The organism is Methylobacterium sp. 1A, from assembly GCF_058072805.1.
This window is the reverse complement of the sequence record NZ_JBYQVE010000002.1, coordinates 860199-875365: the sequence shown is the minus strand read 5'-3', so window position 1 is coordinate 875365 and position 15167 is coordinate 860199. Positions and strand designations below refer to the sequence as shown.

14 protein-coding genes are annotated in these 15167 nt (G+C 72.2%); 8 read left to right on the top strand and 6 right to left on the bottom strand.

Features of this window, described 5'->3' with window-relative positions; translation table 11 throughout:
• Positions 1-2 precede the first annotated feature (2 nt).
• From ACX9MN_RS24415 to ACX9MN_RS24400, 4 genes are read right to left on the bottom strand one after another with little or no spacing between them, the layout of a single operon-like run.
• A complete protein-coding gene (locus tag ACX9MN_RS24415; RefSeq protein WP_091675650.1) occupies positions 3-917 on the bottom strand; it encodes a polysaccharide deacetylase family protein in 915 nt (304 codons plus the stop codon).
• On the bottom strand, positions 917-1699 hold the full coding sequence (locus ACX9MN_RS24410; RefSeq protein WP_020091230.1) for an ABC transporter ATP-binding protein: 783 nt from the start codon (positions 1697-1699) through the stop codon (positions 917-919). Before ACX9MN_RS24410 ends, ACX9MN_RS24415 begins: the two co-directional genes overlap by 1 nt.
• Entirely contained in the window at positions 1692-2552 is an 861-nt protein-coding gene (locus ACX9MN_RS24405) for an ABC transporter permease (RefSeq protein ID WP_489725672.1), read from the bottom strand. Before ACX9MN_RS24405 ends, ACX9MN_RS24410 begins: the two co-directional genes overlap by 8 nt.
• Positions 2549-3499, bottom strand: coding sequence for an ABC transporter substrate-binding protein (locus ACX9MN_RS24400; protein ID WP_020091228.1), 951 nt, complete (start codon positions 3497-3499; stop codon positions 2549-2551). The genes ACX9MN_RS24405 and ACX9MN_RS24400 overlap by 4 nt, the downstream gene beginning before the upstream one ends.
• A gap of 117 nt (positions 3500-3616) precedes the next feature.
• On the opposite strand from ACX9MN_RS24400, the gene ACX9MN_RS24395 reads away from it, so the two are divergent.
• Entirely contained in the window at positions 3617-4513 is an 897-nt protein-coding gene (locus ACX9MN_RS24395) for a LysR family transcriptional regulator (RefSeq protein ID WP_042671102.1), read from the top strand.
• 12 nt (positions 4514-4525) lie between these two features.
• Here the strand turns inward: ACX9MN_RS24395 and ACX9MN_RS24390 are convergent, their stop codons facing one another.
• Entirely contained in the window at positions 4526-6103 is a 1578-nt protein-coding gene (locus ACX9MN_RS24390; protein WP_489725671.1) for a winged helix-turn-helix domain-containing protein, read from the bottom strand.
• Positions 6104-6306: 203 nt separating this feature from the next.
• Here ACX9MN_RS24390 and ACX9MN_RS24385 point away from each other — a divergent pair, with 203 nt between their 5' ends.
• The 6 genes from ACX9MN_RS24385 to phnE (ACX9MN_RS24360) all read left to right on the top strand — a co-directional run bounded on the left by ACX9MN_RS24385 (position 6307) and on the right by phnE (ACX9MN_RS24360) (position 11607).
• Positions 6307-7356, top strand: coding sequence for an alpha/beta fold hydrolase (locus ACX9MN_RS24385; RefSeq protein WP_489725670.1), 1050 nt, complete (start codon positions 6307-6309; stop codon positions 7354-7356).
• Between the two features lie 65 nt (positions 7357-7421).
• Positions 7422-7934, top strand: a complete 513-nt coding sequence (locus tag ACX9MN_RS24380; protein WP_042671122.1) for a cytochrome P460 family protein — start codon at positions 7422-7424, stop codon at positions 7932-7934.
• 202 nt (positions 7935-8136) lie between these two features.
• On the top strand, positions 8137-9159 hold the full coding sequence (gene phnD, locus ACX9MN_RS24375) for a phosphate/phosphite/phosphonate ABC transporter substrate-binding protein (protein WP_020091223.1): 1023 nt from the start codon (positions 8137-8139) through the stop codon (positions 9157-9159).
• Positions 9160-9194: 35 nt separating this feature from the next.
• Entirely contained in the window at positions 9195-9989 is a 795-nt protein-coding gene (gene phnC, locus ACX9MN_RS24370) for a phosphonate ABC transporter ATP-binding protein (protein ID WP_024828718.1), read from the top strand.
• Positions 9986-10795 carry a phosphonate ABC transporter, permease protein PhnE gene (gene phnE / locus ACX9MN_RS24365; RefSeq protein ID WP_091675666.1) on the top strand — a complete coding sequence of 270 codons (810 nt, stop codon included), beginning with the start codon at positions 9986-9988 and terminating at the stop codon, positions 10793-10795. The genes phnC and phnE (ACX9MN_RS24365) overlap by 4 nt, the downstream gene beginning before the upstream one ends.
• Positions 10792-11607 (top strand): phosphonate ABC transporter, permease protein PhnE, encoded by an 816-nt coding sequence (phnE, locus tag ACX9MN_RS24360; RefSeq protein WP_042671111.1) that lies wholly within the window; start codon positions 10792-10794, stop codon positions 11605-11607. Before phnE (ACX9MN_RS24365) ends, phnE (ACX9MN_RS24360) begins: the two co-directional genes overlap by 4 nt.
• A gap of 12 nt (positions 11608-11619) precedes the next feature.
• Here the strand turns inward: phnE (ACX9MN_RS24360) and ACX9MN_RS24355 are convergent, their stop codons facing one another.
• A complete protein-coding gene (locus ACX9MN_RS24355; protein WP_489725669.1) occupies positions 11620-13041 on the bottom strand; it encodes a M20 family metallopeptidase in 1422 nt (473 codons plus the stop codon).
• A 321-nt stretch (positions 13042-13362) separates the two neighbouring features.
• Here ACX9MN_RS24355 and ACX9MN_RS24350 point away from each other — a divergent pair, with 321 nt between their 5' ends.
• Positions 13363-15153, top strand: a complete 1791-nt coding sequence (locus ACX9MN_RS24350) for a peptide ABC transporter substrate-binding protein (protein WP_489725668.1) — start codon at positions 13363-13365, stop codon at positions 15151-15153.
• The last annotated feature ends 14 nt before the right edge of the window (positions 15154-15167 follow it).

The following is a 15167-nucleotide window of genomic DNA, read 5'->3' as shown; positions in this document are numbered from 1 at the left end:
GCTCAGGATTCGTCGCCGGTGGCGCGGTACCAGTCGAGGATCTCGCCGCCCTGCATGAACACCGCGTCGCTGCGCGCCAGGACGGCGTCGAGCAGCCGCTCCAGCAGGCCGATCCGGTGCGGCACGCCGGTGATGTAGGGGTGGATCGCGAAGCCCATCACCTTGGCCCCGCCGAGGGGGCCGGAGCCGGCGGCCTCGGCCGCGAGCCGGTCGAGATGGGCGAGCGCCCGCTCCACGAACTCGTCGGCCCGGTGGTGCTGGATGGCCAGCAGCGGGATGTCGTTGAGCTCGACGGAGTAGGGGAGGGCGACGAGGTCGCCCGTGCGCGTCGCCACCCGGCAGGGGCGGTCGTCGACCACGAAGTCGCCGACGTACTCGAGGCCGGCCGCGCGCAGGTGGTCGGGCGTGTCGAGGGTCTCGGTGAGGCCCGGCCCGAGCCAGCCGCGCGGCGGGCGCCCCGTGGTCTGGGTGATCGCCGCGATGGTGCGGGCGATCATCGCCGGCTGGTCCGGGATCCGGTGCGTCGGGACCTGGTGGAAGCCGTGGGCCATGAACTCCCAGCCGGCCGCGTGGGCGGCCTCGGCGACGCGGGGATAGGCCGTGCAGACCGAGCCGTTGATCGACAGCGTCGGGCGGATTCCGCGGCTGGCGAAGGCCTCGAGGAAGCGCCAGAAGCCGACCCGCATCCCGTACTCGTGCCACGCCCAGTTGGGGATATCCGGGAGCAGGCTTGCGGCGGTCGGCGGCACCAGGATCTGGCGCGGCATCGGGTTGTCGATCAGCCAGTGCTCGACGTTGACCACCGGCCAGACCGCCACGTGCTTGCCGCCCGGCAAGGTCAGGCGCGGCCGGTCCACGGCGGCGCGGTAGGCGAGGCGATTCTCGGGCCGGCGGGGATCGTCGGGCGCGGTGTCCATCAGGCGGCGGCCCGCGGGGCGTGGTGGCTGTGGAGCTGGGCCGCCAGCATCCGGCGCAGGTCGTTGAAGGCCGGGCTCGACACGTCGCGCCGCCGCGGCAACTCGACCGGGTGGATCGCCTCGATCCGGCCGGGGCCGGGCGACATCATCACGATGCGGTCCGCGAGGAAGATCGCCTCCTCGATGGCGTGGGTGACGAACAGGATCGTCAGCCCCGTCCGCGACCACAGGTCGAGCAGCTCGTCCTGCAGTCGCTCGCGGGTCATGGCGTCGAGCGCCCCGAAGGGCTCGTCCATCAGCACCACCTCGGCCTCGTTGGCGAGCACCCGGGCGATGGCGACCCGCTGCTTCATCCCGCCCGAGAGCTGGTGCGGGTAAGCGTCGGCGAAGGCCTGGAGGCCGACCAGGGCGATGTAGCGCTCGGCGGTGTCGCGCACCTCGGCGGCGGGCCGCCCGCGGGCCTTCGGGCCGAAGCCGATATTGTCCCGCACCGTGAGCCACGGGAACAGGCCGTAATCCTGGAAGACCATGCCGCGGCTCGGCCCCGGCCCGGCGATCGGCTTGCCCCACATCAGGGCCTGCCCGGCGGTCGGGGCCTCGAAGCCGGCGGCGACCCGCAGCAGCGTCGACTTCCCGCAGCCCGAGGCACCGAGCAGGCAGACGAACTCGCCGCGGGACACCGTGAGGTTCGCCTCGCGCAGGGCCTCGGTCCGGCGGCCGCCCGCCGTGTAGGTCTTGGAGACCGCCCGCATGTCGAGGATCGGGATCGTCGGATCAGCCATGATTCGGGCTCCAGGCGAGCAGCCGGCGGCCGAGCTGCATGACCAGCCAGTCGGAGACGAAGCCCGCGACCCCGATCACCGCCATGCCGCAGATCACGATCTCGGTGCGCGAGAGCTGGCGCGCCTCCATGATGATCGCGCCGAGGCCGGTCTGGACGCCGGTCATCTCGCCGACCACGATCACCACCCAGGCGAAGCCGAGGCCCAGCCGCAGGCCGGTGAAGATCGACGGTAGCGCCGCCGGCAGCACCACGCGGACGAACTGGGCCGGCCCGGTGCAGCCCAGCATCGCTGCCGCCTCGAACAGGCGCGGCTCAACGGAGCGGACCCCGAACACGGTGTTGACCAGGATCGGGTAGAACGCCCCGAGGAACACGAGGAAGAAGGCCGAGCGCGGCCCGAGACCGAACAGGATCATCGCCAGCGGCAGCCACGCGGTGACCGGCACGGGCCGCAGGACTTGCAGGACGGGATCGAGCAGCGCCCGGATCAGCGGCACGCGGCCGATCAGCAGGCCGAGCGGCAGGGCGGCGGCGGCCGCCAGCGCGAAGCCGCCGTAGACCCGGCTCAGCGACGCCGCGAGATGGGTCCAGAGCGTGCCGCTGAACGCGTCGTCGTTGACGCCGCCGACCGCGAGATCCCGCATCTCGGCCCAGACCTCCGCGGGGGGCGGGATCAGGCTGTAGGGCCGGCCCGCGGTGGTGACCTGCCAGACCGCGACGAGCGCGGCCGGCACCACGCAGGCGAGCGCCAGCCGGCGCAGGTGGGCGAGCCCGGCCCCGTCTCCGACCCGGCGGGCGGGGGCCGGCGTCACCGCCACCGGCAGGGCGCCGGCCTCGATCCCGGTGCTCACGCCCGCCCCAGCGCGTCGACGAAGCGGGTATCGATGAAACCCGGCTCCGGCAGCCGCTTGATCTGTTTGAGCGCGAGCATGTGCTGCGCGTAGGCATCGGCCTGCCGGATCTCGTTCGGCCCGAGGCGCCAGGTCAGCTCGACGTTCGGGGCCGAGAGCTCGAGCGCCTCGCGCTTCTGGCCGAGCTTCGCCACCGCCATGGCGATCATCGCGTCGCGGTCGCCGGCCGCGAAGTCCGTCGCCTTGCGGTGGATCTCCAGCATGGTCCGGACGAGGTCCGGCCGCTCGGCCAGCGTGTCGCGGTGGGCGCCAAACACCATGTTCAGCGCGCCCATCTCGGTGCCGTAGGGGTACTCGACGAGCTGGCCGACGCCCGAGGCGAGGCTGACGCCGGGGCCCGGCTCGGCGCCGACATAGGCGTCGACATCGCCGCGGGCGAGGGCGATGTGCATCTCCGAGAAGGAGACGCGCACGGGGGTGATGTCTTTCACCGAGAGCCCCTCCATGCGCATCCGCTCCAGGACGAAGACCTCCTGGGTGCTGCCGGGCCAGATCGCGACGCGCTTGCCGCGCAGGTCCTTGATGGCGTGGATGTCGGAGCCCTTCTTGGCGATCACCGCCATCCCGCGGTTGCAGGTGGAGGCGATGACCACGAGCGGCTCGCCGGCGGCGGCGCCCAGCGTCGCGGCGGCGATCCCGAAGGTGCCGAAATCCACCGACTTGGTGACCACGGCGTTCTTGCACTCGGTCGGGCTCTCGAAGGGCACAACCTCCACATTCACCCCGGGCGGGGTGAAGCGCGCGTAGAAGCTCGGCGCGATCGAGTGGATCAGCTTGAGGGAGCCCATCCGGATCGTGACGGGCGCGCCCTGGGCGCGGGCCCGGGCCAGGGGTCCGAGGGCGAGGCCGGCCCCGAGACCGGCCAGGAGGGTGCGGCGGCGGATCATCGAACGGCTCCTGAAGGGTCCCGATGTGCCGACGCTACGGGCACCGCCTGTTGCGAGGAAGTGCTATTTTCTGAGCGTGCCGTTGCCTCTCGGGCAACGGTCGGGCAGGGTGCGGGCGTGAAGCACCTGCGCACCGTCACCTACGTCGCCGAGGTCGCCCGCGCCGGCTCGATCCGGCGCGCCGCGGAGCGCTTGAACCTCACGCCCTCGGCCCTGACCCGGCAGATCCAGGATCTCGAATACGAGCTCGGCACGCCGATCTTCGAGCGCCTGCCGCAGGGGATGCGGCTCAACGCGGCCGGCGAGCTCTTCGCCCGGCACATCCGCGACCAGGCCGCCGATCTCGACCGGGTCCGCTCGCAGATCGCCGACCTGTCGGGCGTGCGGCGGGGGCACGTGGCGCTCGCCTGCAGCCAGGCCTTCGTCACCCAGGTGGTGCCCGAGGAGGTCGAGGCCTACCGCGCCCGCTTTCCGCAGGTCGGCTTCACCGTGCAGGTCCGCGACCACGCCCAGGCGGTGACAGCCCTGGCGGAATTCGAGGCCGACCTCGCCCTGATCCTGCAGCCGCCGCCCTCGGCGGAGCTGCACCCGCTCTATTCCGGCCACCAGACCCTGTGCGCGCTGATGCGCAGAGGCCACGCGCTGGCGGCGGAGAGCGGGCCGGTGCGGCTGCGCGACTGTCTCGCGCACGCCCTGGCGCTGCCCGACCGATCGCTCGCCATCCGCCACCACATCGAGCACGCGCTGGCCCGGCGGGGCGTCGAGCTGCGGCCGGTCGTGGAGTCGGGCTCGCTGGAGTTCCTGCGCAACCTCACCCTGCGGGAGGACGTGGTCAGCCTGCAGGTGCCCAGCGGCATCCCGGAGGATCCGCGCCTGCACAGCCGGCCGATCGACACCCGCGACCTCACCCCGATGACGCTGGTCCTGGCGCAGCTGCGCGGGCGCTCCCTGTCGGTGGCCGCCGCCAAGTTCGCCGATCAGCTCGTCGTCCGGCTGAACCGGGAAGGGGCCTGACCGGCGTCCCGCTCAGGCGGGCAGGCCGGCTTCGGCCAGGGCCTTGGCGTATCGCTGCCCCAGGGCGGCGACCGGGAAGGGGATCCGCGCCAGGAAGCCCGAGACCGTCAATCCGGGCTCGATCGCCAGGAGCTCGGCCACCGCCTGCCGGGCGCGCTCCGGCTGGCCGAGCCCGACATGGGCCACGGCGAGCGCCCGCAGGGCGACGGCGAAGCGCCGGTTCTGCGCCAGCGCCCGCTCGGCCCACCGGATCGCCTCGGGATAGTCGGCCTCGCTCACCGCCGCGACCGCCATCACGCCCGACATCAGCCAGCCGCGCGGATCCCGCGGGTTGAGCTGCAGCGCCCGCTCGACCATGGCGCGTCCCGCCTCCGCGCGGCCGCACATGGTCTCGATCCAGCCCGCGAGGGTGAGCGCCAGGGCGGAGTTCGGGTTGACGAGCAGCGCGCGGCCGAACAGGTCGCGCGCCCGGTCCCGCTCGGTCTCCGACATGTTCCAGACCGCGAAGGCCGCCATCCACAGCACCTGCGCGTCCCCGGGCGCGCGCTCGACCGCGCCCCAGGCCAGCCGCACGGCCGCCGCGCGCTCCGCGTCGCCCTGCGCGATCCAGCCCTGGAAATGGCACTGCGCCCGGCAATAGGCCGCGGCGGCCATCGCCGGTGCGTAGCCCGGGTCGAGCGCCAGGGACTCGTCCAGGTGATCGAGCGCCGCCGCCATGCCGGCGGCGGTGAAGTCGGCGAGCCGGGCATTGGCCCGGAGCAGCCGGTCGTAGGCGTCCGGATGGGCCGGCGCGTCGCGGCCGAGCCGGCCGATCTCCGCCAGCTGGAGGGTGGGCTCGATCGCGGCGGCGGCGCGCGCGGCGACCCGCTCCTGCAGGGCGAAGACGTCGTCGAGCCCGCCGTCGAAGCTGTCGGCCCAGAGATGGGCGCCGGTCCCGGCATCGACCAGCTGGCCGGTGATCCGCAGGCGCGACCCGCCGCGGCGCACGCTGCCGGCGACCACGTAGCCGACGCCGAGCTCCTGCCCGACCCGGCGCACGTCGATCGCCGCGCCCCGGTAGGTGAAGGTCGAGTTGCGCGCGATCACGAACAGGCCGCTGACGCGGGACAGCGCCGTGATGATCTCCTCGGTGATCCCGTCGGCGAAGTAGTCCTGATCCGGATCCGCGCTCATGTTGGTGAAGGGCAGGACCGCCACCGCGGGCAGGCGCGGCCCGGTGCGCCACGTGACGCCCAGCTCCGCCGCGTCTTCCGGAGCGATCCCGGGCGAGACCTCCGATGCGGCCTCCCGCACGGCGCCGACGAAGCGCACGCCCTTGCGCGGGAGCGTCCGGATCCAGCGCTGCTCGGTTCCGGTGTCGCCGATCGCCGTCCGGGCCGCGTTGATCCGGCTGCCGAGGGTCGCCTCGGAGACGATGCGCCCGTTCCAGACCGCCTCCAGCAGGTCGTCGCGGCTTACCACCCGGTCGCGCCGCTCGATCAGCACCCGCAGGAGGTCGAAGACCTGCGGCTCGACGGCGATCTCGGCGCCGTCCCGGCTGAGCTCGCGCCGGGCAGAATCGAGGGTGAAGGATCCGAACCGGTAGATCAAGGGGCGTTCCTGGGCGGGGCCATGTCCTCGTTCCGCGCCCTGCTCACCGAACCGGTCTCCGCGGCGGAGGGCGCTCTAGCACGGGCCCGGGCGGGCATAAATCATGGGCCTCTGAAGGTGTCCTCAAGGTCCTCTCAAAGCGCGGTGTCGAGCATCGGGATAGATTTCGCTCCATCGAAGACTTTCCGACGAGGGAGCTGTCCATGGCCCGCGAGACCGATCCCGACACATCCGCCTGGAGCCGCCGCCGCCTCCTGAAGAGCGCGGTAGCCACCGCCGCCCTCGCCGAGCTCGGCCTCGGCCGGACCGCGCGGGCGCAGGGCGGCTCGGCCCCCGGCGCCCCGGTCCCCGGCGCCGTGCCGGGCGTCCTGAAGCAGGTCGAGGCCGGCGTGCTCGACGTCGGCTACGTCGATGCCGGTCCCGCCGACGGGCCGGCGGTCATCCTGCTGCACGGCTGGCCCTACGACATCCACGCCTTCGCGGAGGTCGTTCCGATCCTCACGGCGGCCGGGCACCGGGTGATCGTGCCGTACCTGCGCGGCTACGGCACCACCCGTTTCCTGGCGTCGGACACGGTCCGGAACGGCGAGCAGGCGGCACTCGCGGTGGACGTCATCGCCCTGATGGACGCCCTGAAGATCCCCCAGGCCGTCCTGGGCGGCTTCGACTGGGGCGCGCGGACGGCCGACATCGTCGCGGCGCTGTGGCCGGAGCGGTGCCGGGCGCTGGTGGCGGTCAGCGGCTACCTGATCGGCAACCAGGAGGCCGGCAAGAAGCCGCTGCCGCCGCGGGCCGAGCTGTCCTGGTGGTACCAGTTCTACTTCGCCACCAGCCGGGGGCGGGCCGGCTACGAGGCGTACCGCGCCGACTTCGCCAAGCTGATCTGGCAGACCGCCTCGCCGCGCTGGCGCTTCGACGACGCCACCTTCGCGCGGAGCGCCCCGGCCCTCGACAACGCGGATCACGTCAGCATCGTCATCCACAATTACCGCTGGCGGATGGGCCTCGCCGAGGGCGAGCGCCGGTACGACGCGCTGGAGAGCCGCCTCGCGCAGGCGCCCACGATCGGCGTGCCGACCATCACCCTGGAGGGCGACGCGAACGGCGCCCCGCATCCGGATCCCGCCAGCTACGCGGCCAAGTTCACCGGACGCTACGCGCACCGGCTGATCACCGGCGGGATCGGCCACAACCTCCCGCAGGAAGCCCCGCGCGCCTTCGCGCAGGCCGTGATCGACGCGGCCGCGGCCTGACCGCGCCGGCGCGGCCGGATCATCCCCGGACACACGATCATCCCGAGACGATGACGGAGGTTGCCATGCGGTTCCTGGCTGTCGCGCTGCCGGCCCTGCTCGCTGCGGGCCTGATTTTGGGAGGCTCCGCGGTGCGCGCCGTGGATGCCGGGACCGCCCCGGCGGCCTCGCCGATCTACGGCGTCACCGTCCCGGACGGGTACCGCGACTGGCAGCTCGTCGGCGTCGCGCAGGAGACCGGGGCCCTCGACGAGCTGCGCGCCGTGGTCGGCAACGCGCGGGCGCTGGACGCCTACCGGTCGGGCACCCTGCCGTTCCCGGACGGGACGGTGCTGGTGAAGCGCGCCTGGACGCGGGTGCCGTCCGCGGAGTTCGCCCCGGCCTTCGTGCCCGGCGGCGCCACGACGGTTCAGGTCATGGTGAAGGATTCGCGGCGCTACGCGGCGACGGGGGGCTGGGGGTTCGGGCGCTTCGTCGACGGCAAGCCCGCGGACGCGGCCCAGCACGAGACCTGCTTCGCCTGCCACAGCGCGAATGTCCGGGACCACGACTACGTGTTCACGCGGCTCGCGCCCTGAGGCCGGCCGCCGCCCGGACGGCCGCCCGGACGGCCGCCACGACGCCCCTGTCAGCGCGCGGCTTCCCTCAACGTCCTCTCGCTGTCGCGCCTTGCGTCTCCCGTCAGCCGGCGCCTACACCTTTGCCGGCTCAAGCTCGGCCCGGACCGGGCGGGACACGACGGCGCCGGCCCGAGGCACGGCCCCGCAGGGAGGATAGCGCGTGACGATCGCCCGATACGGCGCAGCCCTGGCGCTGCTCTGCGGCTTCGGTTTCCTGTCGCCCTTGAGGGCCGACGAGTGCCCCAACCGCGGCCAGCTCGACGACGCCTACTGCGACGCCAACAAGGACCTCGTCGCCGACGTTCCGGCCAAGACCCGCGACCCGAGCGTCATCGTCTTCGCCTACACGCCGGTGGAGGATCCCGCGGTCTACGAGAATTCGTTCAAGCCGTTCACGACCTACCTGAGCCAGTGCACCGGCAAGCGCGTCGTCTACTACCCGGTCCAGTCGAACTCCGCCGAGATCGAGGCGATGCGCTCCGGCCGGCTCACGGTGGCGGGCTTCTCGACCGGGCCCCTCGGCTTCGCGGTGAACATGGCCGGCGCGATCCCGTTCGCCGCCAAGGGCACCGAGAAGGGCGCCGAGGGCTACAACCTGATCGTCGTGGTGAAGGCGAGCAGCCCGTACAAGACGCTGGCCGACCTCAAGGGCAAGCGCGTGGCCCACACGGCGCCGTCGTCGAATTCCGGCAACCTCGCGCCCAAGGCGCTGTTCCCCGAGCAGGGACTGAAGCCCGGCGAGGACTACAAGCTCATCTACTCGGGCGGCCACGACAAGTCGGCGCTGGGCGTCGGCACCGGCGACTACGACGCCGCCCCGGTGGCCTCCGACGTGTTCTACCGGATGGTCGCCCGCGGGACGATCAAGGGCGACGATTACCGGGTGATCTACACGAGCGAGAAGTTCCCGACCTCGGGTTTCGCCTACGCCCACGATCTCAAGCCGGAACTCGCCGAGAAGCTGAAGCAGTGCTTCTACGACTTCCGCTTCCCGCCCGACATGGTGAAGGATTTCGAGGGCGACGACCGGTTCGCGCCGATCACCTACCTCAAGGACTGGGCGATCGTCCGCAAGGTCGCGGAGGAATCGGGCACGCCGTACAACAAGGTCGCCTACGAGCGCGAGGCCGCCCGCGAGGCCGAGGCAGCGCGCAAGAAGGCCGCGGGCGCCCCTAAGCCGTGACGCAGGCCGTGACGGCGGGGAGCGCGGCGCGCGCGGTGGCGGCCGGACCCGAGGGCGATCCCCGGGCGGAGGATCCGCGCGCGCTGGTGATTCGCGGGCTGACCAAAGCGTACCGGGCCGGCCAGCCGGTCCTGAAGGGCATCGACCTCGTGGTGCCGGGCACTGGGCTCACGGCGATCATCGGGCCGTCCGGTACCGGCAAGAGCACCCTGATCCGCTGCATCAACCGGCTGGTCCAGCCGACCTCGGGGGAGATCCTGTTCCGGGGCGAGGACCTCGCCCGGCTCTCCGGCCCCGCCCTGCGCCGGGCGCGCCGCCGGATCGGGATGGTGTTCCAGGAGTACAACCTGGTCGAGCGCCTCTCGGTGATGGAGAACCTGCTCTGCGGCCGCCTCGGCTACGTGCCGGCCTGGCGCGCGTGGCTGCGGCGCTTCCCCGAGGCGGACATCGCCCGCGCCTTCGACCTCCTCGACGCGGTCGGCCTGTCGGGCTTCGCCACCCGCCGGGCCGACGCCCTGTCGGGCGGGCAGCGCCAGCGCGTCGGCATCGCCCGGGCGATCATGCAGGAGCCCGAGATCGTGCTCGCCGACGAGCCGACCTCGTCCCTCGACCCGAAGAGCTCCGTCGAGATCATGGAGATCCTGTCCCGGCTCGCGGCCGAGCGCGGCGTGCCGGTGGTGGTCAACATCCACAACGTGGCGCTCGCCCAGCGCTTCGCCGCGCGGATCGTCGGCATGTCGGGCGGGCACGTGGTCTATGACGGGCCGCCGGACCGGCTGAGCGAGGCCGACCTGCGCGGCATCTACGGCGGCGAGAACTGGCTCGAATGAGCGCGCCCGCCCGCCCGGCCTCCCCCGACGCCTCCCCCGACCGCGTCGCGTTCCGGCCCAACTGGACCGCCCGCGCCGGCTGGGCGCTCCTTGCCGTCTACGCGGTCTACGCGGCGACCCAGCTCGGCTTCTCGCCCGAGCGCTTCGCCGGCGGCCTCGCCCACGGGCAGCAGTTCCTGGCCCGGATGTTCCCGCCGAACTTCTCCCGCTGGGAGCTCATCCAGTCGGGGATCCTCGAGAGCCTGCAGATCGCCGTGATCGCCACGGTGGTCGGCATCGCGGTCGCCCTGCCGATCGGCTTCCTGGCGGCCCGCAACCTGATGCCGCCCTGGGTGACGTGGCCGACCCGCATCCTGATCGCGCTCTGCCGGTCGTTCCACCCGATCATCGTGGCGATCCTGTTCGTGAAGGCGATCGGCTTCGGGGCGCTCGCCGGCGTCATGGCGCTGATCGTCGCCTCGGTGGGCTTCATCGCCAAGCTGTTCGCCGAGGCGATCGAGGAGATCTCCCTGAAGCAGGTCGAGGCCGTGCGGGCGACCGGCGCCGGCTTCCTGTCGACCCTGATCATGGGCGTGCAGCCGCAGGTGCTGCCGCGCTTCATCGGCTTCGCCACCTACCAGCTCGATTCCAACCTGCGGAACTCGACCATGGTGGGCATCGTCGGCGGCGGCGGCATCGGCGCGACGCTGTTCACCGCCTATCAGCGCTTCGACTTCGACGTGGTGCTGGCGATCCTGATCGTCATCGTCGCCCTGATCATGGTGGCCGAGATCGTCTCCGGCTGGGCCCGCAAGGTGTTCCAGTGAGCGTCGCCCTCGCGCCCGCGTCCGCCGGCCCGCGCCGCTGGCAGCGCTTCCCCCTGTGGAAGCGGCTGGCGCGGCTCGCCTTCACGCTCTGCGCGGTGGCGGCCTTCGTGGCGAGCCTGCGCACCATCGAGGTGATCCCGGAATTCCTCTACGACGCCCCCGACCAGCTGGCCGACCTGTTCGGCCGGATGTGGCCGATGGATGCCGGCTATGTCGGGCCGACCCTGCGGGCGCTGGTGGAGACGCTCCACATCGCGACGCTCGGCACCCTGATCGCCATCGCGATCGCGGTGCCGATCGGGCTGATGGCGGCCCGCAACGTCACGCCCAACCGCGCGCTGAACCTCTTCGCCAAGTTCGTGTTCGTGACCTCGCGCTCGGTGAACTCCCTGGTCTGGGCGCTGCTGTTCGTGGCGGTGTTCGGCCCGGGGCCGCTGGCCGGGACCCTGGCGATCGCGCTCCGCTCCGTCGGCTTCACCGGAAAGCTGTTCGCCGAGGCGTTGGAGGAGGCCAATCGCGGCTCGATCGAGGCCCTGCAGGCCGCGGGTGCCGGCCGGATGTCGACTTTGCTGCTCGGCTACTGGCCGCAGGTGAAGCCGGCCTTCTGGTCGATCGCGCTGTTCCGCTGGGACATCAACATCCGCGAATCCGCCGTGCTGGGGCTGGTCGGCGCGGGCGGCATCGGCGTCGCGCTCGATACCGCCCTGAACCTGCTCTACTGGGACCAAGTCGCCGTGGTGCTCGCCGCGATCTTCGGCGTCGTCATCCTGGCCGAGATCGTCGTGACGGCGCTCCGCGCCCGGACGCTCTGAGGCGGGACTGCGTCAGCGCCCCAGCGACATGCCGAGCGGCGGCTCGACCTCCGGCGGCAGCGGCGAGACGTAGCCCGCCGCGCCGACCCGGCGGGCGAGGTCCGCCTTGGCGGCGTCGCGCAGGGCCGCGTCGGTCACCGCCCGGGCCCCGGTGGCGGCCATCGCCTTGGCGACCTGCACCATCGCCTTGTGGGCCGCGGGGGTCTTGCCCTGCGCCACCACCTGCCAGGTGTGGAACGGCGTGCCGATGGCCACCGTGGGCGCGTGGGCCTGGACGGTCGGCACCACCCAGCTGACGTCGCCGACGTCGGTGGACCCCACCGCCGGGTTGCGCAACGCGTCGAGGGGCACGAGGAAGTCGGCGAGCGGCGCCTCGGTGCGCGGCATCCCCACGGCGCGGAACACGGCGTCGATGTCGCCGTCGGTGAGCGTCGCCCGGATCTTGCCGGCGAAATCCCGGTCGGCCTCGTCGAAATGCGGCGGCCCGAGCTCCTCCATGACGCCGTGCAGCGCCCGCTCCAGGGGATCGTTGCCCAGCAGGTTCGACACCGCGCTGACGATCCGCACCTCGACGGCGGTCTCGGTCATCAGGGCGGCGCCCTGCGCGATCTTCTTCACCCGCTCGACCAGCGCCAGCATGCCGGGCAGGTCGCGAGCCCGGATCGAGTAGCGCACCGTCGCGCCGGCCTGGACGACGTTCGGGGCGATGCCGCCGGCGTCGAGATAGGCGTAGTGGACCCGCGCGTCGGACGGCATGTGCTCGCGCATGTAGTTCACGCCGACGCTCATCAGCTCGACGGCGTCGAGCGCCGAGCGCCCGAGATGGGGCGCGGCCGCCGCGTGGGCGGTGCGGCCGGTGAAGACGAAGTCGGCCCGGGTGTTGGCGAGGGCGACCGGCGGTGCCACCTCCCAGAAGCTGCCCGGATGCCAGGTGATCGCGATGTCGGCGTCCGCGAAGGCGCCGTCGCGGACCATGAAGGCCTTGGCGGCGCCGCCTTCCTCCGCCGGGCAGCCGTAGTAGCGCACGCGGCCGGGCGTCCCGGTCTCGGCGAGCCAGTCCTTCAGCGCGGTGGCGGCGAGCAGAGCCGCCGAGCCGAGGAGGTTGTGGCCGCAGCCGTGGCCGTGCCCGCCCGCCTCCACCGGCCGGTGCTCGGCGACGCCGGCCTCCTGCGACAGGCCCGGCAGGGCGTCGTACTCGCCGAGGAACGCGATGACCGGCCCGCCGTCCCCGGCCTCGCCCATCACGGCGGTCGGGATGCCGGCGACTGCCTCGGTGACCCGGAAGCCCTGGTAGCGCAGTTCGGCGACGTGCTCGGCGCAGGAGCGGCTCTCCGTGTAGCAGACCTCCGGCATGCCCCAGACCCGCTCGGACAGGGCGATCAGCCGTTCCGACTGCGCGTCGACGTGGCGCCACACGGCGTTGCGGTTGTCCATCGGGTCCACTCCGGGAAAGCTGCGCGTCGAGGTCGCGCCACCATAGCGGGCTCCGCGCCGTCTTCGCGAGCGCAGCGAAGCGACCCAGGGTTGCGCGCCCTCGGGAAGCGTGGCGCCGCTGGATTGCTTCGCTCCGCTCGCAAGGACGGACACGGCGCGAGCCCTGCTGCTGCCTGACCGCATGCACCGCCCAGGCCATGCTCCTGCCCGAACCAAGCGTCCGTCAACACGTTCCGATTGAACCGTCACTGGCCCGCCCCTTGCCAAGGCCGCTGCCGGAATGTTGCTGTGCCTGTCACGGCGGTAAACGGGAAAGCGTACATGGACGAGCGGGATCTGCGCGGCCTCATCGGGCAGGTGAAGGACGGCCGCCTGTCGCGGCGCGCTTTCGTGCAGCGGATGGTGGCTGTGGGCCTCACCGCGCCCATGGCCGGGCTGATGCTGGCCGGGAATGGGGTCGCGATGGCGGCCGATATCCGGGCCGGCTACAAGCCGACCAAGGCCGGCGGCGGCGGCGCGCTGAAGCTCCTCTGGTGGCAGGCGCCGACGCTGATCAACCCGCATTTCGCCGTCGGCACCAAGGACCAGGACGCCTCGCGGATCTTCTACGAGCCGCTCGCCGCCTGGGATGCGGACGGCAACCTCGTGCCGGTGCTCGCCGCCTCGATCCCCTCGAAGGAGAACGGGGCGCTCGCCGCCGACGGCCGCTCGGTTGTCTGGACGCTCAAGCCCGGCGTGAAGTGGCACGACGGCAAGCCGCTCACCGCCGACGACCTCGTCTTCACCTGGGAATACGCCCGCGACCCCGCCACCGCGGCGGTGACGGCCGGGTCCTACAAGGATTGCAAGGTCGAGAAGGTCGACGACCTCAGCGTCCGGGTCCTGTTCGACAAGCCCACGCCCTACTGGTGCGACGCCTACGTGGGCATCGTCGGGATGGTGCTGCCGAAGCACCTGTTCGGACCCTACAGCGGCGCCAAGTCCCGGGACGCGCCCCAGAACCTCGCCCCGGTGGGCACCGGCCCGTACCGGTTCGTGGAGTTCCGGCCCGGCGACATCGTCCGCGGCGAGCGCAATCCCGACTACCACCTGCCGAACCGGCCCTACTTCGACACGGTCGAGATGAAGGGCGGCGGCGACGCGGTCTCGGCCGCCCGAGCCGTGCTCCAGACCGGCGAGTACGACTACGCCTGGAACATGCTGATCGAGGACGAGGTGCTGAAGCGCCTGGAGACCGGCGGCAAGGGCCGGGTTGACGTGGTCTACGGCGGCAAGCTCGAGTTCCTGCTCCTCAACGCCGCCGACCCGAACGTCGAGGTCGACGGCGAGCGCGCCTCGATCACCACCAAGCACCCCGCCTTCTCCGACCCGAAGGTGTGCCAGGCGATGAACCTGCTGGTCGACCGCAAGTCGATCCAGACCTACATCTACGGCCGCACCGGCAAGCCCACCGCCAACACGGTCAACGGCCCGGACCGCTTCGTCTCGAAGAACACGAGCTTCGCCTTCGACCCGGCCAAGGCCAACGCGCTCCTCGACGAGGCCGGCTGGAAGAAGGGCTCGGACGGCATCCGCGCCAAGGACGGCAAGAAGCTCAAGCTGGTCTTCCAGACCTCGATCAACGCCCCGCGCCAGAAGACGCAGGCGATCATCAAGCAGGCGGCCGCCAAGGCCGGCATCGAGATCGAGCTGAAATCGGTGACCGGCTCGGTGTTCTTCTCCTCCGACCCGGCGAACCCCGACACCTGCACGCATTTCTACGCCGACATGGAGATGTACGCCTACAGCATGACCCAGGCCGATCCGGCGATCTGGCTGCTCATGTACGCCTCCTGGGAGGTGGCCCAGAAGGCCAACAAGTGGCAGGGCCGCAACGTCGTGCGCTGGCGCAACGCGGCTTACGACGAGGCCTACAACGCCGCCCAGAGTGAGCTCGACCCGGTCAAGCGGGCGGCGCTCCTCATCAAGTGCAACGACCTCGCGGTCTCCGAGAACGTGCTGCCGCTGATCCACCGCGCCGAGGTCTCGGCGGTGGGCGCCACGCTCACGGCGCCCCGCAGCGGCTGGGACAACGACCTGTCGTTCCTGCCCGACTGGTACAGGGAGGCCTGAGCGGGAGTTGTCGC

What these genes read in the sequence shown, in the direction of transcription:
- ACX9MN_RS24355 (WP_489725669.1), bottom strand. Translation starts at nt 13,041, where the DNA reads ATGGACAACCGCAACGCCGTGTGGCGCCACGTCGACGCGCAGTCGGAA.
- phnE (WP_091675666.1), top strand. Translation starts at nt 9,986, where the DNA reads ATGAGCGCGCCCGCCCGCCCGGCCTCCCCCGACGCCTCCCCCGACCGC.
- ACX9MN_RS24400 (WP_020091228.1), bottom strand. Translation starts at nt 3,499, where the DNA reads ATGATCCGCCGCCGCACCCTCCTGGCCGGTCTCGGGGCCGGCCTCGCC.
- ACX9MN_RS24410 (WP_020091230.1), bottom strand. Translation starts at nt 1,699, where the DNA reads ATGGCTGATCCGACGATCCCGATCCTCGACATGCGGGCGGTCTCCAAG.
- ACX9MN_RS24415 (WP_091675650.1), bottom strand. Translation starts at nt 917, where the DNA reads ATGGACACCGCGCCCGACGATCCCCGCCGGCCCGAGAATCGCCTCGCC.
- ACX9MN_RS24380 (WP_042671122.1), top strand. Translation starts at nt 7,422, where the DNA reads ATGCGGTTCCTGGCTGTCGCGCTGCCGGCCCTGCTCGCTGCGGGCCTG.
- ACX9MN_RS24385 (WP_489725670.1), top strand. Translation starts at nt 6,307, where the DNA reads ATGGCCCGCGAGACCGATCCCGACACATCCGCCTGGAGCCGCCGCCGC.
- ACX9MN_RS24350 (WP_489725668.1), top strand. Translation starts at nt 13,363, where the DNA reads ATGGACGAGCGGGATCTGCGCGGCCTCATCGGGCAGGTGAAGGACGGC.